At 48.1% G+C, this 25,267-nt stretch carries 16 protein-coding genes; 6 read left to right on the top strand and 10 right to left on the bottom strand.

The window, feature by feature from the left end:
* Positions 1–11: 11 nt before the first annotated feature.
* On the bottom strand, positions 12–728 hold the full coding sequence (locus tag IEV98_RS07455; RefSeq protein WP_188505241.1) for a pyridoxine 5'-phosphate synthase: 717 nt from the start codon (positions 726–728) through the stop codon (positions 12–14).
* 54 nt (positions 729–782) lie between these two features.
* Here IEV98_RS07455 and cdaA point away from each other — a divergent pair, with 54 nt between their 5' ends.
* A complete protein-coding gene (cdaA, locus tag IEV98_RS07450; protein ID WP_188505240.1) occupies positions 783–1,571 on the top strand; it encodes a diadenylate cyclase CdaA in 789 nt (262 codons plus the stop codon).
* A gap of 62 nt (positions 1,572–1,633) precedes the next feature.
* Here the strand turns inward: cdaA and IEV98_RS07445 are convergent, their stop codons facing one another.
* The 4 genes from IEV98_RS07445 to IEV98_RS07430 form a co-directional block, all read right to left on the bottom strand.
* Positions 1,634–2,488, bottom strand: coding sequence for a DUF2911 domain-containing protein (locus IEV98_RS07445; RefSeq protein ID WP_188505239.1), 855 nt, complete (start codon positions 2,486–2,488; stop codon positions 1,634–1,636).
* 189 nt (positions 2,489–2,677) lie between these two features.
* A complete protein-coding gene (locus tag IEV98_RS07440; RefSeq protein WP_188505238.1) occupies positions 2,678–3,952 on the bottom strand; it encodes a sugar MFS transporter in 1,275 nt (424 codons plus the stop codon).
* Between the two features lie 319 nt (positions 3,953–4,271).
* Positions 4,272–4,784, bottom strand: a complete 513-nt coding sequence (locus IEV98_RS07435) for a DinB family protein (RefSeq protein ID WP_188505237.1) — start codon at positions 4,782–4,784, stop codon at positions 4,272–4,274.
* Complete coding sequence (locus IEV98_RS07430) at positions 4,765–5,985, bottom strand: sensor histidine kinase (RefSeq protein ID WP_188505236.1); 1,221 nt, start codon at positions 5,983–5,985, stop codon at positions 4,765–4,767. The genes IEV98_RS07435 and IEV98_RS07430 overlap by 20 nt, the downstream gene beginning before the upstream one ends.
* A gap of 156 nt (positions 5,986–6,141) precedes the next feature.
* On the opposite strand from IEV98_RS07430, the gene gltX reads away from it, so the two are divergent.
* Positions 6,142–7,674, top strand: coding sequence for a glutamate--tRNA ligase (gene gltX, locus IEV98_RS07425; RefSeq protein ID WP_188505235.1), 1,533 nt, complete (start codon positions 6,142–6,144; stop codon positions 7,672–7,674).
* Here gltX and IEV98_RS07420 read toward each other — a convergent pair.
* Positions 7,655–10,540, bottom strand: coding sequence for a DEAD/DEAH box helicase (locus IEV98_RS07420; protein WP_188505234.1), 2,886 nt, complete (start codon positions 10,538–10,540; stop codon positions 7,655–7,657). The genes gltX and IEV98_RS07420 overlap by 20 nt on opposite strands.
* A gap of 90 nt (positions 10,541–10,630) precedes the next feature.
* Positions 10,631–12,850, bottom strand: coding sequence for a helix-turn-helix domain-containing protein (locus tag IEV98_RS07415; protein WP_188505233.1), 2,220 nt, complete (start codon positions 12,848–12,850; stop codon positions 10,631–10,633).
* A 152-nt stretch (positions 12,851–13,002) separates the two neighbouring features.
* On the opposite strand from IEV98_RS07415, the gene IEV98_RS07410 reads away from it, so the two are divergent.
* The 3 genes from IEV98_RS07410 (at position 13,003) to IEV98_RS07400 (ending at position 16,069) form a co-directional block, all read left to right on the top strand.
* Complete coding sequence (locus tag IEV98_RS07410) at positions 13,003–13,260, top strand: FeoA family protein (protein WP_229738615.1); 258 nt, start codon at positions 13,003–13,005, stop codon at positions 13,258–13,260.
* A 3-nt stretch (positions 13,261–13,263) separates the two neighbouring features.
* The gene (feoB, locus tag IEV98_RS07405; protein ID WP_188505232.1) at positions 13,264–15,348 is read left to right on the top strand and encodes a ferrous iron transport protein B; all 2,085 of its coding nucleotides are present in this window, start codon (positions 13,264–13,266) and stop codon (positions 15,346–15,348) included.
* Positions 15,349–15,568: 220 nt separating this feature from the next.
* Positions 15,569–16,069 carry a cupin domain-containing protein gene (locus IEV98_RS07400; RefSeq protein WP_188505231.1) on the top strand — a complete coding sequence of 167 codons (501 nt, stop codon included), beginning with the start codon at positions 15,569–15,571 and terminating at the stop codon, positions 16,067–16,069.
* A gap of 10 nt (positions 16,070–16,079) precedes the next feature.
* On the opposite strand, the gene IEV98_RS07395 is transcribed toward IEV98_RS07400, so the two are convergent.
* From IEV98_RS07395 to IEV98_RS07385, 3 genes are all read right to left on the bottom strand, one after another.
* Complete coding sequence (locus IEV98_RS07395) at positions 16,080–17,795, bottom strand: GMC oxidoreductase (RefSeq protein ID WP_188505230.1); 1,716 nt, start codon at positions 17,793–17,795, stop codon at positions 16,080–16,082.
* 6 nt (positions 17,796–17,801) lie between these two features.
* Positions 17,802–18,326 carry a gluconate 2-dehydrogenase subunit 3 family protein gene (locus IEV98_RS07390; protein ID WP_188505229.1) on the bottom strand — a complete coding sequence of 175 codons (525 nt, stop codon included), beginning with the start codon at positions 18,324–18,326 and terminating at the stop codon, positions 17,802–17,804.
* Between the two features lie 421 nt (positions 18,327–18,747).
* Positions 18,748–18,939, bottom strand: a complete 192-nt coding sequence (locus IEV98_RS07385) for a cold-shock protein (protein WP_188505228.1) — start codon at positions 18,937–18,939, stop codon at positions 18,748–18,750.
* A 312-nt stretch (positions 18,940–19,251) separates the two neighbouring features.
* On the opposite strand from IEV98_RS07385, the gene IEV98_RS07380 reads away from it, so the two are divergent.
* Positions 19,252–25,263, top strand: a complete 6,012-nt coding sequence (locus IEV98_RS07380) for an alpha-2-macroglobulin family protein (protein WP_188505227.1) — start codon at positions 19,252–19,254, stop codon at positions 25,261–25,263.
* Positions 25,264–25,267 lie beyond the last annotated feature (4 nt).

Raw genomic sequence — 25,267 nt, 5'->3', positions numbered from 1 at the left:
ACAGCTGAACGTTAAGCCAACTGTTCCAGATATTGCCTGATTGTTTCTTCCAAACCCAGGTAAAGCGCGTCAGCAATCAGCGCATGGCCAATACTCACCTCTAGCAATCCAGGTATGTGTTGATTGAAATACCGCAGGTTGTGCAAGTCGAGGTCATGCCCGGCATTCAAACCTAGGCCTACCTGCTGCGCTATTTTAGCCGCCTCCAGGTAAGGGGCCAGCGCTAGTTCTGGGCTATCAAGATAATCCCGGGCATATGCTTCCGTATATAATTCTACACGATCGGTACCCGTACCTGCCGCTGCTTCAATCATTTTCGGATCGGGGTCCACAAATATGGAAACCCGAATACCTTCGCTCTTGAAAAGCGCACATATATCCATGAGATAAGCTTGGTGCTTGACCGTATCCCAACCGTGGTTTGAGGTAATCTGGTTCGGGTCGTCAGGTACCAACGTAACCTGAGCGGGCTGCGTATCTAACACCAGACGGACAAATTTATCCTCACGGCTATTGCCCTCTATATTCAATTCAGTTTTGATAGCTGTCTTCAAATCATAGACATCCTGATACCGGATGTGCCGTTCATCGGGTCGCGGATGTACGGTGATTCCCTGTGCACCGAACCGTTCGCAGGCTAGTGCTGTCTGGAGTACATCCGGATTGTTGCCTCCTCGCGAATTGCGGAGTGTTGCGATTTTATTGATATTGACTGAAAGTCTTGCCATGGCACTCGTTTTTTATACATGACAAAGGTATAAATTTCTTAAATTGCGAAGGTTATGGACTTGCAGAGCTTCGATTTTAATTTCCGGTTGCTGGACATCGTTGACATCCTCTTGGTAGCCGTCATCCTGTACTACGTTTACAGCCTCATACGGGGTACCATTGCTGTCAATATTCTCATTGGACTGGGGCTCATCTACGTCATTTTTCTGCTCGTCAAGCAGTTTAACATGCATCTGCTTACCGAAATTTTCGGTGGCTTCATCAGTGTAGGCTCTTTAGCACTCGTTGTGGTCTTCCAGCAGGAGATCCGACGTTTCCTTATCCATATTGGCAAAAATATTTCTGTACGGCGCAAAAATTTCCTGTGGTCTGTTTTTGTGAACAAGAAGACCGCCGAGAGTGACCACCACGCACATCTCAAGCCTATCATCGATGCATGCAGGAACCTGTCCAAATCCTCAACGGGAGCGTTGATTGTCTTTGCCAAGTACTTTGATGAGGAATATTATCAAACCAGCGGGGAATACATGGATGCCCACCTATCCAAACGATTGCTTGAAAGTATCTTTCAAAAAAACAGCCCGCTTCATGACGGTGCAGTGGTCATCGTAGATTTCAAAATCATGACAGCCAGTTGCGTGCTACCGCTTTCAGAGAGTGAAGATTTGCCCCTCCATTTCGGGCTGCGCCACCGTGCTGCCATTGGCGTAACCGAAGTGAGTGACGCGGTCGCCGTGGTGGTTTCCGAAGAGACCGGAGAAATCTCTTTCGCTAAGGACGGCAACGTGAATATGAATATCAGCCACGAAGAATTGGAAGAATTACTGAATGCTTCGCTATAACGAAAGAATCCCTGAAAGCCCGGGTCCGGGCTTTCAGGGATTCTCCATAGTATCTTCGTCTTTTATTGCTGCGCCGCTTCGGCAATCACTTGGCCATTCAGTTTCACGTATTCGGGGTTATTTTGCTGCTTGGCAATTTCAACACCTTGTCTCGCTATTCTAATCGCCCCCCGCTTGTCGCCCGCCTTCAGATGAATCCGTGCCCTCCAATACTTGATGTAGGGTGCCGGATTAGCCGCTGCTTGGTCAGCTTCGTTCGCCCACTCAAGCGCCTTTTGGATGTCTTTATCGTTATTGTAGTAATACTGTGCCGCCTGGAAATATGGTTTCTTCTCGCTCTTCATCGCTTCATCGATGGAAGCCATGATTTCCGCATCCTGATCAACCATCAAATCGAAGCTGATTTTCGTGTTTTCCCAAGCGATGTTCAACCGGGCACTTTGGGGCTTTACATCTGAAAAAGAAATCGTAAAAGTCTCCACCGGTTTGTCTAGCTGCTCCGGCTTTACCTCAAAACGGAATAAATCTTCCTCTTGCTTGTAGGTATAGGCACCCCATTGCTCACTGTTTTTGCTTAAAATAACCGTCCATTTATCAGTACCCGGTATGGTCAGCAACCCGTAGGTGCCCGCATCCACCTTCGTGCCCGCGATTGTCACGGCGCCATCAAACGTTAGCTTAGGAATCCCGTTTGCTCCGGTGCGCCATACCTGGTCATAGGGTTCGAGCCCACCAAATATTTTTCGACCGTTCAGATTTGGACGGCTGTAAGTAAGCGTCACCGTGCTGATGCCCAGACTTTGGGTAACGGTCTGCGAACTGCTCGCCGGAGGCAACCTCAGTTGAGCTTTTGCAGGCTGCCAGCCCATGGCAACCGCTACGGCAATCATCGCCGTAATAACTAGTGGTTTCTTCATATTGCTTGTCATTGTTTATTAAGGTTCGAATTTAATAAATATCGCCAAGCAACACTCATCATTACCGAAATATTACAATTCCAGCATACTAGATGAAATACACACAGCGTTAATAGGTTATTATTTCACCAAGTCCTGGTTTCCTGCACCGTAGTAAAATTGGTGCAGGAAAATCAGGCACAAATCCCGTTAACGGGATTTGGCCTTCCCTACTTTGTGACCACTTACGGCGTAATAAAGGATAAATAGATAACAGGGTATGGTAACCCAATAAGCTTGATGCGGCGTAAAATGATCCGCCAAGGCACCGTACGCTAACGGAATAATGGCTCCCCCTGCAATACCCATAATCAGCAATGAGGAGGCTGCCTTGGTAAACCGACCTACACCGGCAAGCGCGAGTGGCCAAATAGCGGGCCACATTAACGAATTTGCCAGTCCGAGTAACGATATGAATGCGACGGACGTGATACCGGACGTGGCCAATGCCCCAAATGAAAACAGCAATCCCAAAATCGCACAGATAACGAATGCGCGCTCTTGCTTAATGTACTTAGGGATCGTAATGATTCCTACCACGTAACCAACGACCATCGATATCATCGTTGCCGTTGTAAAGAACTTGGCTTGTGTAAGCGGTATTCCTTGGCTAGACGCATAGCTTACGATCGTATCGCCAGCGATAACCTCCACACCGACATACAAAAACAGGGTAAATACGCCAAGCAATACATGGGGAAACTCAAAAATACTCTTCTTGCCGGTATTGGAAGCCGCAACCTCTTCATCTTCCGCGTCGGTATCAACCTCCGGCAACGACGACTTGAAGATCACAAATGCCAAAATAACCAATACCGCCACAATCCCTACATATGGAGCAATGACTTTCGCCGCCAACGCATCCAGCTCAACTGCACGTTCAACCGCCGATAAGGAAGCGATCCGTTCGGTCAGTCCATCGGTATCACTCAACAAGAAAAATCCCAATACAACTGGCGCCAGCCCGCCTGCAAATTTATTGCAAATGCCCATAATACTAATACGTTGGGCGGCACTTTCCGGCGGGCCGATAATAGTGATGTAAGGGTTAGAGGCTGTTTGCAGTATTGCCAAACCACCACCCTGTACAAATAAACCGATTAGAAATAACAAGTAGGTACGGCTCATGGCCGCCGGAATAAATAACAGCGCACCTACAGCCATGACAATCAACCCCACGGCCATTCCGTTCTTAAACCCAAAAAACCGCAATGTAATTGTGGAAACCGGGGCCATTAGCAGATAGGCGATGTAAAAGGCAAATGTAACCAAGTAGGATTGAAAATGATTGAGCTCACAGGCAATCTTCAAATAGGGTATCAGCACCGAATTTAACCAAGTGACGAAACCAAAAATAAAAAAAAGGGCTCCGATGATTACCATGGGACCCATTGTGGACTTAGGAGTGTTGGAATTTACGTTCATATTGGATCAGTAGTTGTTGTTTTATTGCAAGACTATAAAATAAAATTAACAATTGAAACAAAAAAGATTATGCAAACGGTTGTTTTCTTTTTAGTGCGTGGCGAACGGTGGTCATGGGACGGTCGTCGGTTAATTCAAAAAAATAGGAAACGCCCCGAATAAGACGGGGCATTTCCTACACCTAAACCGTATCATAAAAACCATGGAAATGGTTTCGTAGATACCATAACTACAAAATGGAATTAAAAAGGTTTTTTTATGCTCCATTTTTTTTATTTCTTCATCAAAGACCAACCGCTTGCTCATCACAAATCACCGATCACTCTCCCAGGTACCGCTCCCGGATGATATTCCGGTGGTGATTGAGGTGACCAGCGATGATGTACATAAAAGCCCGCACACTAATCAACCGCTCGGACGCAATCCCTTTGCGGGATAGTTCATGGTCATTGAGGTATTTGAAAAGTAGCAGGTTCGATTTTCGTACCAATACAAACTCCTCGGCAAAACTCTCCAATGACCGCTCATTGAAACGTGCATTGGCAACGAAGTCTTCGGGCTCGAAACCAATCAGTTCTTTGGTATCATTACGTGCAAAGCGTAAGGCCCGGTAAGCCATGACACGTTCGGTATCAATGACGTGGCCTACCACCTCCTTAATTGTCCATTTGCCTTCGGCGTAGGCGTATTCCGATTTGCCGGGAGGGATATGTTTCAGAAATTCCGGGAATGTTAAAATTTGCTCTTCGAGCAATTCCGTCACGTCTCCCGTGATGGTTTCAACATAGGCGGAATAAATTACTGGATAGTCGTCAGATTTGAGCGGGTTCATACGTTTGGCTACTTGGTAATATAATTCTAAATGTGGTTCCTTTGTCAATTTCCGACTCTTTCACAAAAATCTGCCCTTTGTGGTATTCGATCATCCGCTTGGTAAGGCTCAACCCCAAACCCCAACCACGTTTTCTGGTGGTGAATCCTGGTTGGAAAACAGCTTCAAACTTGGCCCGCGGTATTCCTTTTCCCGTATCGCTAATATCGATAAAAATTTGCTCTTTCGCAATGTTTTCTGAGATAACGATATCTATCCTACCCGCTGACTCGATGGCATTTGCCGCGTTTTTCAATAAATTTTCAAGCACCCAATCGAACAACGGCACATTGAGCATGGCCTGTACCTTGGTTTCACCGGATACGTTAAACACAATCTTGTCGCTCGTCCTCACCTTGAAATAATTAACGAAATCGACCACCACCTTATACACGGCTTGGCTTTTCAGCACCGGTGTTGAGCCAATTTTTGAAAAGCGATCTGCAACGACCTCCAAGCGCTTTACATCACTTTCCATTTCGATGAGCAATGGGTCGTTTTCGGCATCGAACTTCGCCCGGACCAGTTCCAGCCAGGCCATGAGCGAAGATATTGGCGTGCCCAATTGATGTGCCGCCTCCTTGGCCATACCCACCCACACCAGGTTTTGCTCCGACTTGCGAATGGAATTGAATACGGTGTATGCGATGCCCAGGAAAATCGCGATCAATGTGAGTTGTACGTAAGGAAAAAATCGCAACTGATTCAACAACAGGGAATCTTTGTAATAGACAAACCATCGGGTCCCATTTGGAATGTCGATAACAATAGGCGGATGGCTTTTTTTCATGATGGCCAGCTGCCGATTGAAGTATGCCGGGTCATATTGTAGATTTTCATCACCATCTTCTTCAAAAATATTGGTTTTGGTGGAATCCAGATCACGCCAATAGATGATGCTATCCCGGGCGTCAGCAATAATGGCGGGCAACGCAAGGCTGTCACGGACAGCGTAAATGAAAGTAATCATCTCATCATCCACATCAGGCATGGTAATGATACTCCGTGTGCTCATTGCCCAAACCTCTGCCTTAGTCCGCTCGGATTTCGAAAGATTCCGGACCAGGTAATTGGTATAGAGCAACGATGCCGCCGCGATGAGCGCCGCAAATATCAGCAATGCAAATTTCCATCGCTGCTGGTTATACTGATAAGGATTCATCTACAATGTCGACGCCTACTGATTTTCCGGCAAAATACATAATTCTCCTTGAATGGTGGTTTGGGTAGGTGTATATTTTATATTTCCGATGTAAAAAGCCCGTCAAAGATCGCTGAGAGACCGACAGATTTTGATAAATTTATCTAAGTTTGCGCCATGGATCAAGACAGGAAGGTAAGGGTGCGTTTCGCACCAAGTCCCACCGGCGGGTTGCACTTGGGTGGCGTGCGCACGGCATTGTTCAATTACTTGTTTGCCAAACAACACAGCGGCACATTTGTACTTAGAATTGAGGATACCGATCAGACTCGCTTTGTTGCTGGCGCAGAAGAATACATCCAAGACTGTCTTAGGTGGTGTGGCATACAGCCCGATGAAAGCCCCTCGCATGGTGGTGATTATGGCCCCTACCGCCAAAGTGAGCGTAAGGCAAGCTACCGCACCTATGCAGAACAGCTTGTTGCAGATGGTTATGCCTACTATGCTTTCGATACCACCGAAGACCTGGAAGCACAACGTAAGCTACACCCGAATTTCAGGTACAGCTATGAAAACCGGTTGCAATTACGCAACTCCCTCAACCTGACCGCTGCCGAGACCCAACAGCTTTTGGCGTCGGGCCACCCCCACGTTATTCGCATCAAGATGCCCGAGGGCGAGACCATCCATTTTGACGATATGATTCGCGGGATAGTGAGTTTCGAATCGTCATTGATAGACGATAAGGTTTTGTTGAAAGCCGATGGCATGCCCACATACCACCTTGCGGTGGTGGTAGACGACCACCATATGGCTATTAGCCACGTCTTTCGCGGGGAGGAGTGGCTACCATCTGCGCCGGTACATATTCTCCTGTGGGAGTACCTCGGTTGGCGTGATACCATGCCGCAATGGGCACACCTTCCACTCATCCTTAAACCCGATGGTCATGGCAAATTGAGCAAACGAGATGGCGACCGTCTTGGATTTCCGGTTTACGCGATGAATTGGCAGGATTCCGAGACTGGTACAATCACCAAAGGCTTTCGCGAAATGGGCTTCCTTCCGGAGGCATTCGTCAACATGCTTGTCTTACTGGGTTGGAATGATGGCACCGATCAAGAGCTCTTCGGCCTCGACGAACTGGTGCAAAAATTTTCGGTGGAGCGAATCAGCAAGGCGGGTGCGAAATTCGATTACGAGAAAGCGAAATGGTTTAACCATGAATGGATAAAGCGGAGCGCTGACACCACGCTGATCCCGCAGCTCTATAGCCTATTGATAGGCAAGGGTATTCACGGTATAGACGAAAAGTACCTCACGGATGTACTGGGTCTGATTAAAGAACGCCTCACCTTCATTCCCGATTTCTGGGAACAAGCGGTATTTTTCTTCAAACGCCCCGAAAACTATGACCTGCAGGCTGTCCAACCTAAATGGAATGGTGAAAAAGCCGCTTTCTTTTCAGACATTATTACAAGGCTTGAGACTTTCGAACCATGGCACGGTGCCGAACTCGAAGATTTCTACAAATTGGCCATCCAGGCTTCCGGCATGAAGATCGGCGAATTGATGTTGCCTTTCCGCATCATGCTGGTTGGTGGCAAATTCGGTCCACATGTATTCGATATCGCTACGCTATTGGGTCGTGACGAAACCGTGGCACGGATGAAGGGCGCACTGGAGGTATTTAACCAAGTAACTCCTTAATATCATCTTGTGAGAGCGACTTGATAAAACTCTCCTCTGTGGTGATAAGCGTATCGGCAATGGTTTTCTTGCGGTTCTGCAACGCTAGTATCTTCTCCTCTACGGTATCCTTGGTAATGAATTTATAGATAAAGACATTTCGGGTCTGTCCAATACGGTGCGTGCGGTCAATAGCCTGCTGTTCTACTGCCGGATTCCACCAAGGATCAAGGATAAACACATAATCCGCCTCGACCAAATTAAGTCCAACACCGCCGGCCTTAATGGATATCAGAAATAGCCGGGTATCCTCATCCTCCCGGAATTGCTTGACCACCTCATCACGGTTTTTGGTGGCGCCGTCCAGGTAGGCATATCCGATATTATGCCTGTCGAAATACTGCTTGAAAATGACCAGTTGTTTGACAAATTGTGAAAAGACCAGCACTTTATTGCCCCGTTGCAGCACATTTTCGAGCGTATGGATCACGCTCTCGAATTTGCCCGATTCCCCCTCGAAGGTACTATCTACCATCCGGGGATGATTCGCCAACTGGCGGAGCTTCGTGAGTCCTTGCAACAAGGCAATCTGCGGTGTTTTGGCTCTCTCGTCGCCGAGATTCTCCAATATGGCATTCCGGTATTCGGATTTTACCCGCTCGTAGCGTTCGGCTTGCTCCTCGCCCATCGTGCAGTAAAATAGTTGTTCCGATTTGGGCGGGAGTTCGGTGGCCACCTGATTCTTGGTTCGCCGAAGTACGAATGGTTTGATCATGGCCTGCAACCTCCTCGCCTTCTCCTCATCCTTTTTCTTTTCAATGGGTTGTACAAATTCTTGCTGGAAATAATGGTAACTGCCCAACAATCCCGGATTCAGAAAAGCCATCTGCGCCCATAAGTCCGCTACGGAGTTTTCGACGGGTGTACCGCTCAGCACCAACCGGTGCTTACTTTTAAGCCCTTTTACAGCCTTGAATGACTTCGATGTTGGGTTCTTGATGGTCTGGCTCTCATCGAGGATAATATAATTAAAGTAAAACCCTCCCAATAAATCCTCATCGCTACGTACGATACCGTAGGTGGTGATCACCAGGTCATAGTCTGCAAAGACCGCGGGATCTTTTGACCTCGCGACCCCCGTATGGATCAATAAACGTAGGTCGGGTGCGAATTTCTCTGCTTCGTTTTGCCAATTGTACACCAGTGATGTGGGCATGACAATGAGCGATGCCAACGTTTCGTCATCCGGAGGCCCTACTTCCTTTTGCTTTTGGAGTAGCGCTAATGTCTGAATGGTTTTGCCGAGGCCCATATCATCTGCCAGGCAACCACCGAACCGATATTTCTGCAAAAAGTGGAACCAATTATAGCCAGCTTGTTGGTATGGGCGCAGCGAGCCCGAAAACCGCTTCGGTTTTGATACCTCCTCGATGGCATCAAAGCCGGCCAGCCGTTCCACTTTACGATCCATCGTCAAGGCAGCGTGTTCAGAGATATCGTTGAGCAATCCAATATGGTACTTGCTTAGCCGGATGCTTTTTTTATCTTCCGATAGTTGAAAAAGGTGGTTATACCGCGCAAACCATTCTTCAGGTATCACAGCCACCTCGCCGTTTGGTAATACAAATTCTTTGATATTACTAAGAATATGATTGCGCAATTGGGCAAACGGAATCTCATAGCTTCCAAAACGTGCTATGGCCTCTACATCAAACCAATCGTTGGTTTCCTTGACGGAAAGGTCGAGTTCAGTCCGGCCAAAGAAAAATCGCTTATTAGGGTCGTCCTGTACGATACCGTAACCCAAACGATGAAGCTCGTCATTTTTGTCGCGAAGCCAATCCATTGCCGATACGGCTTCTACGCCATTAGGTAAAGGCTCTAGATTACTGAAGAGCGCACTGGTTCTATGCAAGCCCATACTCAATAACTCGTGCATCCTGCTTTCTTCCCATTTTAACGACCGCTTGATGCGGTGGAAAGTATAGTTGTCGGTAGCCTCGTCATATTGCATTCTCACCGTTACTTTATGCTCACTACCCGATGAGAACAGGTAGGGACCATAACGAAAATTCAGCTGCAATTGCGATATCCCGTTTTCCACGTAGAGCAGTTTAATCACAGGTATGGCATCGTGTTGGTAGGTTTCGATATCAAAACCTTCCGCGTATACATGATGCTTCTCAATCAATCCACGTACAAACGTTTCGAAATATTTACGTTCGGTAGCCCGGGCCACGGAGATGTATCGCTTTTGCAAAAAAGGCGATAGCTTTTTCCCTTCCAAGGGTTGATCAAAATGGTAGAGTACGTTTTCGAGCAGCAGCCAGGCTTGTTGATTAACGACTACCTGTGCATCTTTATACATAAACTCAATACGCTGCCCGTCGTACTTGATGGTGGGGAAATAGCGGGTTTCTTCTTCATCACGCCTGAAATGGAACAATATAGACGCGGGTTTCGGAGCGATTTCAATCCGTTGGTCGGCGGCATAGCCGTCTTTACTCATCAGGAACAAGGGCTTACTTCCTATCAATGCCAATGCCTGTAATAAGCGTAACTCAATTTTAGGCCGGATATATTCAAACAGCTTTTTATCAAAGACCTTGGAAAAGAAATCCGCAGGCCTTATCTGCTTTTTGTAATAACGTTTGATAATATGAGTCTGCTCAACCTCTTCCAGCAGCTTGATGAGCTTATAATCCGTATCATCCAGTATCGATGCATAATCGACCGCAGTATGACTGAAAACGCGGCGATGGGTCAATGAATGTCCGCCGTTGGCATTGAGCTGCACCACATGCGGTTCTATCAGGTAGCCCAGATAGGGGTGTTCACAGACAGAATAGACCAATTCATGGGACTGTATAGTATCAACTTGCTGCATTTAACGACGGTAGTATCTAAAACTTTCTCTCATCTGCCATTAAAGACTTACTTTATAGATGAAAAATAAAGGCACTAAAGATACGGGAAATTAGTGAATAATGGACGCTTGAGCAATGCGAATTTCGTAGTATTCTACGTTGTTGTTCAATATCGACCGGATTGCCGAGGAAGATTTATCCGGATTTTTCCGCAATGCCTCATGAATGGCCTCCAATTTGGATGCGGCCATCAACTGGGTAGGCTCTACTCCCCTACCGATGAAATCAATGAGGTGACCAATGATGGTACCACGAGTCAATCCACGTTCGGTGGAAATTTCGTCAATGGATTGGCCGGATTTGAAGAGTTCGAAACTGATTCGTTTCGTTTCGCCTTTGGTAGTTCTGCGAGCGGCGGGCGTATCGGGCAGCTCGGCAGGTGCGATGGCAATGGCGCTCAGTCCCGCCGCGCTAACCATGATTTCCTGCAGGGCACCCCCCTTTGCAAGTGCTTCGGTAATGGTACTGCATTGTCGCAACTGCTCCCTTTTTCGTTTGAAATCGACCAATAGACTATTCAATTCCACCACGTACTTCTTTGTCCGTTTCTTAATCGCCCATACGTTGATGTGATGCTCCATGGTTTTAATCAATTGTTCATCTATCTTGGGCAGGAACCATGCAGCGGCTTTGGATGTGCGTTCATGGATCCGGGGATAATCCACATGATCTTGCTGATTGAGCAGTCTATGCAGTTCGTTCCGGAATTTATTGGCCACTTCCAGCAGTGTCTCACAGGCGAGGCATACAACCTGTAAGAATTTCATGGCTTCCTCCTGATCTGCGACGTTTCGGGCAGCCAAGTCGGTACGGAGCATCGCCGATGTTTCGACGACCCTGTCCCACCTAAAGGCCTGCAGGAGCAGGTGCCCGATATAATTGCGCTGCGATGCCTCCAGCAAGGCAATCACATCATCCTCCGGCACGGCATTATTCGAAAAGCGGATCACTTGTTGGTCTGTTCGAATGCTATGCGGGCTAATACGCGAGTGCAGTACCAATCCATCCAACGTACGCAATCGGCTCAATGCCACGTATACCTGTCCCGCTGCGAAGGAAGCACCGGCATCAATAATGGCCCGATCGAACGTTAGTCCCTGACTCTTGTGGATCGTAATGGCCCAAGCCAATCGCAACGGGAATTGTGCAAAGGTGCCCAGTACCACCTCCTCTATTTTATCCTGTGATTTATCGTAATTATAGCGGATGTTCTCCCATTCTTCCCGCTTTACTTCCACGGAATCACTTCCATCTTTAAATGCAACAATCAGGTTATCTCCCGCTGAATCGATGTGTTTTACATGCCCGATTTTACCATTGTAATACCGCCGTTCGTCGCCACTGTCATTCCGGATAAACATCACCTGCGCACCTATTTTCAACGCAAGCTCCATCTCAGCAGGATACAGGGTTTCCGGAAAATCGTTTGATACCTTGGCCTTTAGCGCCACTGTTTTTCCGACCAATGTATCGAGTTCCCGTTTGTTAATGGTATCTGCCCGGTGATTATGGGAAGTAAGTGTGATGTAGGCCTCGTCTGCAGGAGGCATGAAATCATGCTTATAATAGCCATTAAGCAAGTCCAATTGCTGCAATGTACAGCAATTATTACGAATGTCGTTGAGGATGTTGATAAAGGTCTGCTCGCTTTGCCGATAGATTTTCTTTAGTTCCAGTAAAACAGGTGGATATTCGCGCAACACCTTGGCGTCAAAGAAAAACGGACTGGGATAATACTGACCCATGATCTCCCGTTCACGATCTTTCACGACGGGTGGCAGTTGATACATATCACCGATAAAGAGTACCTGTGTTCCGCCGAAAGGGCGTGCATCACGGCGGACATTCTTCAGAATGGCATCGATGGCATCCAGGGTATCCGCCCGAAGCATGGATACTTCGTCAATGACCAGCAAATCTATTTCTTGCAGCAATGCACGCCGTTGTTTGGTTAATTTTACTTTTCCAAACAGTCGTCGGCGATTGTAAATATGGTTATCATCATCGTTCCAAGCCAATTCGTAATCCTCGATATATAGACCAAACGGCAACCAAAACAGCGCATGCAACGTGGTTCCTCCTGCATTCATCGCTGCGACGCCGGTCGGTGCCGCCACAGCCATTTTCTTATAACTGTGCTGCCGTATATATTTCAGGAATGTGGTTTTCCCCGTTCCGGCTTTGCCAGTAAGGAAAATGTTGCGGTTGGTATGGTTTACAAAAGATACCGCCTGCATGAAAGCCGTGTTTTGCACGTCTAATTCGGACATGATGCTGAGAAGGTTTAACTATTTATGTTAAAAAAACACAGGATAAACAACAAAAATAAGATATTTTTCTGTAAGCGCCGATAGCCTATCCCAATTTCGTCGTTTAGATTTATTATAAATTAGTACGGAATTAGTACCTTTGGGGATTATTTATGACTATGCGTGCAATTTCCCAGAATAAATCCATTAGCCACTTAAAAAAAGGAGAAGTGGCTACCATCACCGGATATGTTTCCAATGAGGTCCCTTTAAAGGTTTATGAGATGGGGCTTCTACCGGGAGTAGTTTTCACTGTAAAGCAGCAATTGCCATTCAACGGCCCGATTTGCATCGGCATTGAAGGGAACCCCAATTTTGTCGCATTACGCAAAACCGAAGCAGATCTTATTTTAATCGAATCCTTATCATAAACTATGACGGAGCTGAAAATTGCCCTGGTTGGAAATCCGAATGTAGGCAAATCCACTTTGTTTAATAAACTGACTGGACTGCGACAGAAAGCGGGCAACTATCCTGGGGTGACCATAGAAAAGAAAACTGGCAATTTCACCCATCAAGGTATAAAATATCACCTAATCGATTTGCCGGGAGCGTACGGCATTCATCCGTCTTCAGTAGACGAGGAGGTTGTATATCAAGTGCTGGTGGATGAAACCAATCCCAACCATCCCGATTTAGTGGTCGTAGTGGGCGACCCATTCAACCTGAAGCGGGCGGTGCTGCTATACCAGCAAATCAGGGAGATGGGACTACCGGCCATTTTTGTGGCCAACATGCTTGATGAAGCCGAGCGCGCGGGGGTTGCTATCGACGTAGGGAAACTGGAAAAAGCTCTGTCCACGAAAGTGATCTTGACTGACGCCCGTTCGAACAAAGGCATTGAGGCGTTAAAGGACGCATTGCAGTTCGAACCAACTACCTATACAGCGTCATTCCCTATCCCAGACGAATATTCTTCTGCAATACAACAGGTCAAAGAACGGACTGGCGAGCGGAATGACTATCTTGCATGGCTTTACTTATCTCAGAAACATAATAGACACCTGGATCCGGCTGTATCCGCTGAAATCAGCACGATTCGCGAAGCACACCACATCAATTACCACCGGCTTCAGGTACAGGAGACCATGGCGAGGCATACCATGCTCGACACCCATTTCACCAATGTGGTGAAAGATCCGGCTAAAAAGCGTGAGAATTTTACGGAACGTTTGGATAAGCTGCTCATCCACTCCTTTTGGGGCTATATTATTTTCTTTGCCTTGCTGCTATTGATTTTCCAAGCTATTTATAGCTGGTCGGGCCCCTTTATGGACGCGATCGATTCCGCTTTCGCATGGTTGGCCGCAAGCGCCAGTGGATGGTTTCCACCCGGACCAATTAATGGCTTGCTCACCGATGGCATCATTGCCGGCATTGGCGGCATCGTCATTTTCATTCCCCAGATTGCCATGCTATTTATCTTTATTTCCCTCATGGAGGAATCGGGTTACATGAGCCGGGTAGTTTACCTGATGGATCGTTGGCTCAAACCATTTGGGCTCAGTGGGAAAAGCGCGGTACCCCTGATGTCTGGCGCTGCATGCGCTATCCCGGCAGTAATGTCTGCCCGGACCATTGAAAACGATAAGGAACGGCTCATTACCATATTGGTTACCCCGTTTATGACATGCTCCGCCCGGTTACCCATTTACATCGTCATCATCGGCCTTGTCATTCCGCAAGACCGGTTTTTAGGACTCGAGCTACAAGGCCTTGTTCTTTTCGGGATGTATGCGTTAGGTGTATTGGCTGCATTGGGAAGTGCATGGGTACTGAAGCAGCTGATGAAAACCAACTACAAAAGTTTTCTCATCATGGAAATGCCCACTTACAAATATCCCGTAATCCGGAATGTTTTATTGAATGTTTGGGATAAGACCATGGGTTTTGTGGTCGGCGCAGGTAAGATTATTCTTGCAATCAGTGTCATCCTCTGGGTATTGGGATCTTTCGGAGTGAGCGAACGGTTTAATAATGCCGAAGAACTTGTACGCGTGGAAAACCCCGGAATCTCAGATGAAGCTTTTGACAATGAAGTTCAATCCCAAAAGCTCGAATATTCACTATTGGGCACACTGGGGCGATTCATTGAACCGGCCATCGAGCCCCTAGGCTATGACTGGAAAATGGGCATCGGACTCATTGCATCTTTTGCCGCACGGGAAGTATTTGTCAGTACGATGGCCACCGTGTATAGTTTAGGGGGCACCGATGATGAATTGACTATCAGAGAACGTATGGCCAGCGAAATCAACCCCAATACGGGGCGTCCATCGTATAACTTTGCGTCCGGCATATCGTTGCTTTTATTTTATGCGTTTGCCATGCAATGCATGAGCACCATTGCTATTGTCCGAAAAGAGACCAATTCCTGGAGATGGACGGTTATCCAACTGGCATTTATGACGGGATTTGCTTATTTTGCTGCGTTATTAGCTTATCAATTTCTGAAATAATATGGACTCAATTACCATCCAGTACCTCATCATCGGCACCTTGTTTTTTGCAGCGGTGGTTTTCCTCGCCCGGCGGACCAAGCGATCAATCAAGGGTGATAAGGGCTGCTCGAAAGGTTGCAATTGTGCGTTTGATGGAAAACCAAATTCATTAAAAACTGAATAGGTCTTTGAAATCCTATCCGGATTCTGTTATATTAGCCGGTTCAAAAGATAACCCATGACTTACCAAGCAAAGGAAGAGCTCTTTAAAGAAATAGAAGGAATTCTTGACGGCCAAGGATTTCAGATCGTACAGCAAGATCAAACCCGCCCATGGGGTGGATTTTTTGTCATCGAGGAGTCGCAAGCACAACAGTTTGCCAACACCTATTTTAATGGGCTCGACGTACAGGAACTCAAGATATCGGGCAAACTAAGTCCGAAGATTCTGGTTGTTGCACCCGGAAAGCGCCTGTCCTGGCAATACCACCATCGCCGTGCAGAGATTTGGCAAGTTGTGCGTGGTATCGTAGGTGTGGTGACCAGCGATACCGATGAAGAGCATGAATTGCAAATCCTGAATCCAGGGGATGTGATCCGACTCAACCAAGGAGAGCGCCACCGTCTTGTAGGGTTAGATGAATGGGGCGTTTTGGCCGAGATCTGGCAACACACCGATGCAAATAATCCATCGGATGAGGATGACATCGTACGGGTACAGGACGATTTCGGCCGATAGTCGCCGTAGCCTATAAGTTTCCTTTTTTCAGCTCAGCCACCGCATGATCCACTGCGCGCGCTGTGAGTGCCATATAAGTCAGTGTCGGATTCTGCGTTGCCGTAGACGTCATGCAAGCTCCATCGGTGACGTATACGTTATTGCAGCCATGAAGCTGGTTCCACTTATTCAATAGCGAGGTTTTCGGATCGTGCCCCATGCGTACACCACCCATTTCGTGGATATCGTTGCCCGGTCGGCGTGGATCATCCGTCGTCTTGATGTTGGTAAAGCCGGCCGCTTCATACATCTCGGTCATCTGCTCATAGTAATCCTGGCGGCGCTGCCAATCGTCGTCAGCGTATTCGATGGACACATGCAGTAGCGGAACGCCCCATGCATCTCTCCTATTAGTATCCAGCCAAACGCGATTGCTTTCCTTGGGTATGGTTTCGGCCATCATATGGGAATGTACGCGCCAGTCACCCAGCCTTGGCAGCTGAAGGGCTTCTTTCAAATCGGCCCCTACTCCCCCGGTATCGCGTACCTCAGGCCTACTGGCGCCAAACGCCGCAGCCCAGCCCCGAAGAAAGTCGGTCTCTTGTCGATGTACGTTTCTAAAATTGGGTATATAACCGCCGCCGGCCGGATTCCGCCCATCGGTTTTATATTGGGACAAACCATGGTATTCCGCACTGATCCGCGCGGTATAGTTATGAAAAGCGACATATTTACCCAATAAGCCATTATCATTACCCAATCCTTCGGGGAAACGATCCGACAGCGAATTCATCAGGATAAGATTGGTGTTCAGCGTAGATGCATTCACGAAGATTACCTGGGCATAGAACTCCATTTCTTCTTTCGTATTGGTATCCACCACTCGCACGCCCGTGGCCTTCCCAGATTCCTGATCGTATAAGATGGAATGGACTACCGAAAAAGGCCTGAGCGTCAGATTTCCTGTTTTCTGGGCCCATGGAATGGTAGATGCATTGCTACTGAAGTACCCCCCAAACGGGCATCCCCGCTGGCACAATGTGCGGTTTTGGCACTGTACCCTGCCCTGTTGGATATGGATGGGCTGCGGTTGCGATAAGTGAGCACATCGTGCACTGATAATATGGCGCCCCTGGTAATGCTTACTAACCACTTCCCTAAAATGGTCTTCAGCGGCATTGAGCGGATATGCCGGCAGGAATTCGCCGTCAGGCAACGTAGCCACACCGTCGCGATTACCGGCAATGCCGACAAAACGTTCCACATAGCTATACCATGGCGCGATATCGTCATAACGGATTGGCCAGTCCACCGCAAATCCGTCCCGTGCCGGTCCTTCAAAATCATATTCACTCCATCGTTGGGTTTGCCGAGCCCATAAAAGTGTCTTCCCCCCTACTTGGTACCCCCTTATCCAATCAAATTCCTTTTCCTGGATATAAGGGTGTTCATCGTCTTTGACAAAAAAATGTGCGGTATCTTCCTTATAAGCGTAACACCGGTTCGCAATAGGATTCAATTGTTTGTCTTCATAGGTCACCTCCCCCCGGTGGTCCAACTCGTAGGGATACAGATTGGTCGTAGGGTAGTCCTTCACATGTACAACGTCACGGCCCCGCTCCAATACTAATGTTTTCAATCCTTTCTCGGTAAATTCCTTTGCCGCCCACCCGCCACTCGCACCGGAGCCGATCACAATTGCATCAAAGGTGCGGTCTTTTATACTGTCTATTGCCAGATTTGCCATATGTTGTTAGTCTTTTTCCACTGGGAAATATCCGTTATACCGGCCGGGGATGAGCTCGTATTTGACGAGATTGGTCATTACATACTGGGAGTTCAGGTAACCTTGGATGGCCCTTTGCTTGAACATCGCGTAAAATTTGGCAATATCGTCGTCCGCCCGCGTCTGAATCGCCTCAACTAGCGCGACTTGTTCGTTGGGAGCAGCCAGAGTAAACGAATGCCCCAGCTTGCCGTGGGACCACTGGATAAATGCCGATAACCCGTCGGAAAAAGCCCGTTGGTCTTCAGGGCCGTGGCAATCGTCTACCATTTTCAGTACAAAGAGATGTAACAGTAGCTCCTTACCACCCGGTGTATCAGTGGTTGGAAAAAGTGTTTCGGCAAGCTCCGCAAGGAGTTGTTCTTCCGCTTCGCTCACCGATAGCTTTTGCAATGCAATACTTGGCGCGCCGGATTGGCGGAAACAAGCGGGCAGCACCAATGTGCCGCCCGCTATGTATAATAGTGTTCGTACAGCCCCTCTGCGGTTCATGAATTACGTGTTCTGAAAATCCAATATTACGAAATAATACTGACAAGTGCAATCACAAGTACCGGCATTTACCATAGTTTATGTGGAAACTTTTAATTATCGAACGCTGATATCCGCGCATACATTCCCAGCATTGCTGCTTGATCAGTTAACGATGAAAATCTCCTCATATCATTATTACATTTATCAAAATATGCTTTGCTTCTAGTGTCATACGTGCATTTGCCTGCGCTGTCATTTCGTCACGAAATGGATCACAAAAATTAAATCGAACCAATAGGTCCTTTTCTTCTTCGTGGCAATGTCCGGGCATCTCGACTGAATTGGTTCAAACAAACGAAGGTAGCTACGAAACAGTGTAAATGCAAAAAAGCTGCCTTAAGGGGCAGCTTCAATGAAAACCAATCCAATTGACTTTCTGTTAGATAAGCTTTACGTTCACCGCGTTCAGCCCTTTTTTTCCTTTGGCGATTTCAAAAGACACATCGTCTTTTTCGCGAACTTGGTCGATCAGACCGGATACGTGAACGAAAACATCCTCACCACCATTTATCGGGGTGATGAATCCGAAACCCTTGGTCTCATTGAAGAATTTTACTACGCCTTCTTGCATTGTGATATATTATAAAATAAATGATAGCGATTTTCCGCATTATTCGTGCCAAGTATCCTGCGAAATAAAAATATTCTCAGTGAGCTCATCTTTTGTACACACGTTATAGTGCCTATTTTTGAAGATTTCCGGCCCAATAAAAACAAACAACGCCAAAAGCGGCTTGTCCTTAAAAAAATCACTAAATATTTTTTATGGAATTTTATTTCCTGTAGCATCCCTGTACCACAATGCGTCATTATAGCGCGCCATATGACGCAATTTTAGTTAAGTTTGCATACATACATTGAGAGACGTTAATTTTTAATCACCATGATTCGCAGCACCTTATCCATATTATTAGTCTTTTCCATCACGATGACCATCGCACAACAACATCACGATGACCCATTCAGGAAAGAATGGAAACAGATCGATTCACTCATAGAAAAGGGACTACCCCAAACGGCCTCGAAGATAGCCAACAAGATACTAGCGGAAGCACAGCGGAAAGACGATGGCCCCAATACCATCAAAGCGCAACTGTTCTTGATGGGTACAGACGAGACCGTCCAGGAAAATGCTGCGATAGGGAACATCCAGCGGGCAGATTCGATGATCTCGGTAACCGACGGTGCCGAAAAGGCGATCTGGCAGAGCATCAACGCTGAGTTGTATTGGCAATACTATCAGCGTAACCGCTGGATGATCCTTAACCGCACCCCCATCACTGGCGAACCGCCAGCAGATGTAGCCACTTGGGATGCCGGCACGTTAATCGCCAAGGCCAGTGACCTATACCAAGCATCCATCCTTGACGGCGAACCGCTCAAGGCCATCGCGGTGGAACGTTATGCGCCCCTGCTTCTTGAAGGGAAAAACACACGTCACCTGCGCCCCACACTATATGACTTTCTGGCATTTAGGGCAATCACGTTTTTCCAGAACGACGAGAAAGATGTGATCAAACCGGCGTACCAATTCCAAATCGACGGCACACTGTGGTTCGAGCCGGCAGCGCGCCTCGCCGATGTGAAAGTAAACCCGGCCACGCCAGAAGCGCTGCACTTCCGTGCACTGCATGCCTACCAGCAATTGTTGGCCTTCCACCTGGGTGATGATCAGCCCGATGCACTCATTGATGCCGATTTACAGCGTTTGCAGTTTGTGTACCAATATGCTGTGCACCCCGATAAGGACAGCCTTTATCGTGTCGCGCTGCAAGCACTTGCCACAGGCTATCCCGATAATCCTGCAACGGCACAAGTAACCTACGTGCTATTACAATTTGACTATAATCAGGCCATAGGCAAGGACTCATTAGACTTGCGCAACCTGCTTAAGCAACTTGACGCACTCATTGCCCGCTTTCCGAAATCGGAGGGTGCCCGCAATGCAGAACAGCTGCGTTACTCCTTGTTGAGTAAATCACTCGGCATGCAGACCGAATCCGTCTTGCTACCTGATGAAAACAATAAAGCGTTGGTGACCTATAAAAACCTGGACAATGCATATTTCCGTATCTATCCATGGCCAAATGCGCTGTCCAATCCCCAGCGCGAATTAGATAGCACCACGCAAAAAAAATTAATAAACAGCAAGCCGCTTTCATCATGGGAAGCGTCGCTGCCTGGTGCAGACGATCTATACGAACACCGCACAGAAATAAAAATCGATCCGCTGCCCACCGGACGCTATTTACTGGTCGCGTCGGCAACCGCCGATTTCTCATCGAGAAACACGATCCTTTCGGTAGTACCCATTCAGGTATCTTCATTGAGTCTTGTCACAAACAATTTTGAAAACCAGCGCATGTTGTTCGCACTGCACCGCAAATCGGGCATGCCCATACGCGGCGCACAGGTAACCTTCCTGGATGAACGTTGGGACGACACGTTTGATACCTATCGATATGACGCTGTCGGCAATACAAGGACAGATGAAGACGGCAAAGCAATTCTCCGTATCGACAAGCGCCAGCACAACATCCGCCGTATCGTGCTATCATCACATGGCGACACGCTACGGACCGATGGCTATTTCGGGTCATATCAAAGCGAAGACACCGACTCGAAAAAATCAACCGAGCATACTTTTCTGTTTACCGACCGTGCACTTTATCGCCCCGGCCAGACGGTGCATTTCAAAGGAATTGTCGTTGAAAATGCCGCTGACGGAAAAACCAACCGTGTGCTGGCGGACCACCAGTCGGAAGTAACCTTATTTGATGCCAACGGCCAAAAAGTAACTTCGATGCAGCTAACTACCAATGCTTATGGCTCATTCTCCGGCAAATTTACTGCGCCGGAGAGCGGACTCACCGGACAAATGCACATCGGCACAAAAAATGGCAATGTATATTTTTCGGTGGAAGAGTATAAGCGGCCGAAATTCCAGGTCGTTTTTGACACATTGAAAGCCAGCATCGCGCTCAACGAAGAAATCAAAGTAAAAGGCCGCGCCTTAGCTTATGCAGGCAACAACATCGATGGTGCCGTCGTGAAATACCGCGTGGTACGCCAAGCGCGCTTTCCCTATTTCTGGGCATTCTACCGCTGGGGGCAACCGCAATCTCCACAACTGGAAATCACCAGCGGTACCGTGCAGACACAGTCCGATGGTACCTTTGAAGTGATATTCACAACCCTTCCCGATAAGCATATCGACCCGCAAACCTTGCCGGTATTCAGCTATACGGTATATGCAGATGTGACGGATATCAACGGTGAAACGCAAAGTGGCAACCAACAGGTGCAAGCGGGCTATCGCTCGTTGCAACTAACGGCCACTGCTGCGCAACAACTTAACGCCACCTTGGAAAACCGATTGGCCATCACAACACAGAATCTAAACGGGATACCGATCCCGGCGGATGTCGCCGTATCCGTCGCACCACTTAAATTCCCGGGCAAGCTATACCGCATGCGAATGTGGGAAAAACCGGATCGCTATACAATGAGCGAAGCAGAGTTCAGGCAGTTCTTCCCCGATGACGAATACGCCGAGGAAGCCAATTACTTGAGCTGGCCTGCGGCTGAGGCAAGTTGGTCGACCAATGTCAATACCGGAAAACAACAGTCTGTGGAGCTTCCAGCCTCGCTCTGGAAAACAGGGGGTTGGCACCTCATCACGTTAAAAACGGCAGATTCCCATGGCAATGAAATCACCGAAAAGGTGTACACCTACGCTACCAAACCTGCGGCGGAAGAAAAACCGCAGCAGCCGCTACTGATATTGGCAGACAGCACCTCACTGGAACCTGGAGGTGTATTGAACTTGACTATAAAAACAGGATTTGATAGTACGTATGTGCTCGAAACAAACACCGACATCAAAACCGAATTTACCGCCTTTTCCGAACAGCGTCGGATTAACCGGCCCATCGGTGAAGATGACCGCGGTGGAATTGGTTTTGGATGGCTATATGTACATAACAATCGGGTATATCAAGGCAACCAGCAGGTGGATGTACCTTGGTCGAACCGTGATCTCCAACTAGAATGGGCGACACACCGCGATAAATTACAGCCGGGGGCTGCCGAGGAATGGCGGCTCACCATCAAAGGCAATAAAAAGGACGCTATAACGGCTGAGTTGCTGGCGGGATTGTATGATGGTTCGCTGGATGCATTGAAACCTCATCATTGGAATTGGAACCGATTATCGCCGACCCGTTGGCTGGGGCTGTATTGGACAACCGACCAAACCTTTGGAACGATTGCTGGCAACATTTGGCTAAACACAATCAACAGCGCCGAGCCCACCGAGTATGAAAAACGATATGATGAATTGGTAAATTATTTCACACTGCAACAGCGAATACATTATGCGGGCTCAAACATCCAAATACGCGGCAGAAAAAACGTTGCACGAGCCGCTGCACCTAGCGAGGAAGCGGCTGACGCAGTGCAAGAGGTGGTGGTAGTTGGCTATGGAACACAGGAAAAGCAAAGCCTAACAGGCGCTGTATCCGAACCTGAAAATGCAGCGGAAGAAACCACGTCTCCCCCGCCTGTACGCACCAATCTGCAAGAAACCGCTTTCTTCTTGCCGCAACTCCAAACGGATGCTGAGGGCAACGTTACGGTCAAATTTACCATGCCGGAAGCACTTACCGAATGGAAGCTCATGGCCTTTGCCCACACAACAGATTGGAAAACTGGCTACCTCCAAGGCGCAGTAAAGACTCAGAAAGACCTGATGGTGGTACCCAATCTCCCTCGGTTCTTCCGCCAAGGCGACGATATCCGTATCAGTGCGAAAATAAGCAACATTAGCGTACGGGAGTTACAGGGCGTAGCGCATATCGATTTGCTGGATGCGACTACCCTGCAACCGCTTGCTAATTTCGGAAACGGCTTGGCAGATCAAGATTTCTTGGTTGCGGACAACCAAAGTACGGATGTCAGCTGGCTTGTATCCGTCCCCGATGGGCATTTCGACCCAGTGGTAGTACGCATCTCGGCTAAAGCAGGCAATTTTACCGATGGTGAAGAGACGACCTTGCCGGTCATTACCAACCGTATGCTGGTAACGGAAACCCTACCCTTACCCGTTCGAGGTAATGAAACCAAGACATTCGCACTGGAGAAGCTGGCCAGTACGACAAGCGGAAGCCGCATAAACCACGCACTCACCGTAGAATTTACCGGCAACCCGGCGTGGTATGCCGTGCAAGCGCTGCCTTACCTGATGGAGTATCCCTATGAGTGTGCCGAGCAGGTTTTCAACCGGTTTTATTCCAATGCGCTGGCCGCCCACATCGTAGGGCAGTCGCCCCGTGTGAAAGCCATCTTCGACCGATGGAAAACAAGCGACACCACCGCCCTGCTTTCCAACCTCGAGAAAAACCAGGAACTCAAGTCGGCCCTCTTGGAAGAAACTCCCTGGGTGATGGAAGCTAAAGACGAACGCGAACAAAAACACCGCATCGCACGCCTTTTTGAGAGCCATAAGCTGGCACAGGGCCTGCAACAGAATCTATCCAAATTGGCCGAAATGCAAGTATCGGATGGCAGTTTCCCCTGGTTCAGGGGCATGACGAGCAACCGCTACATCACGCAATACATTGTTACCGGCATCGCTCGCTTGAAACACCTCGGCGTAGACGCCGCAAATAGTGAAACAGCAAACAATATATTAAATCGTGCAGTAAACTATCTCGATAGGCAGCTTAAAATCGACTACGATGGATTACTGAAAGGCAAAGCCAGCTTGAAAGATCAGCAGCTCGGCCATACGCATATCCAATACCTTTACTTGCGCAGTTTCTTGGATAGCCCTGTAGCCAAAGAAAGCAAAACGGCCTATTCCTACTATGTATCGCAAGCAGCCAGCTACTGGCCCAAATTCAATCCGTATCTCCAAGGCCAGATCGCCTTGGCGCTCAGCCGTGGCGGTGATGTAAAGACTGCCAACGAAATCATGGCGTCGTTGCGCGAGACCGCTATCCAAAACGAGGAAATGGGTATGTACTGGAAAACGATGCCCCGTGGCTATTGGTGGTACGAAGCACCCATCGAAGCACAGGCCCTGCTCGTTGAGGCTTTTGCCGAGGTAGCCATGGATACCAAAGCGGTGGATGACCTAAAAGTATGGCTGCTCAAACAGAAACAAACTCAATACTGGACGACCACCAAGGCTACAGCCGATGCCATATACGCCCTGTTGTTGCAAGGAAGCGATTGGCTGATTAACGAGCCAACGGTAACCATCAACGTAGGACAGGAAACCATTCAGTCCACTACGGAGCAGACCGAAGCTGGAACCGGCTACTTCAAGAAACGCTACAACGGTGACACCGTAACGCCTGATATGGGAAATATCTCCGTGCAGGTAGACAAAGCCACGAACGAAGGGGTGGCCTGGGGTGCCGTATACTGGCAGTATTTTGAAGAACTCGATAAGATTACCGCTGCAGAAACACCACTCAGCTTGCGCAAGCAGCTCTACATCGAACGCAATACAGACCGCGGCCCGGCGCTAGAAGAAATCACACCCGGCAATCCGTTAAAGGTCGGCGACAAGGTAACGGTACGTATCGAGCTCCGTGTAGACCGCGACATGGAATACGTGCACCTCAAAGACATGCGTGCCGCCTGTTTCGAGCCAACGAATGTGCTGAGTGGCTACCGTTACCAAGGCGGGCTGGGTTACTACGAAAGTACACGCGACGTAGCGACCAACTTTTTCTTCGATTACCTACGCAAAGGCACCTACGTATTTGAATACCCGGTATTCGTATCACAAGCGGGTGAATTCTCCAACGGCATTAGCACCATTCAAAGCATGTATGCACCTGAATTCAGTAGTCATAGCGAGGGGATACGAGTGAAGGTGGAGTGAGAAG

It is taken from the genome of Parapedobacter pyrenivorans (assembly GCF_014636865.1).
Lineage (GTDB): Bacteria > Bacteroidota > Bacteroidia > Sphingobacteriales > Sphingobacteriaceae > Parapedobacter > Parapedobacter pyrenivorans.
Note: the sequence above shows the minus strand (reverse complement) of the source record. Positions and strands in the feature narration are given on the sequence as shown.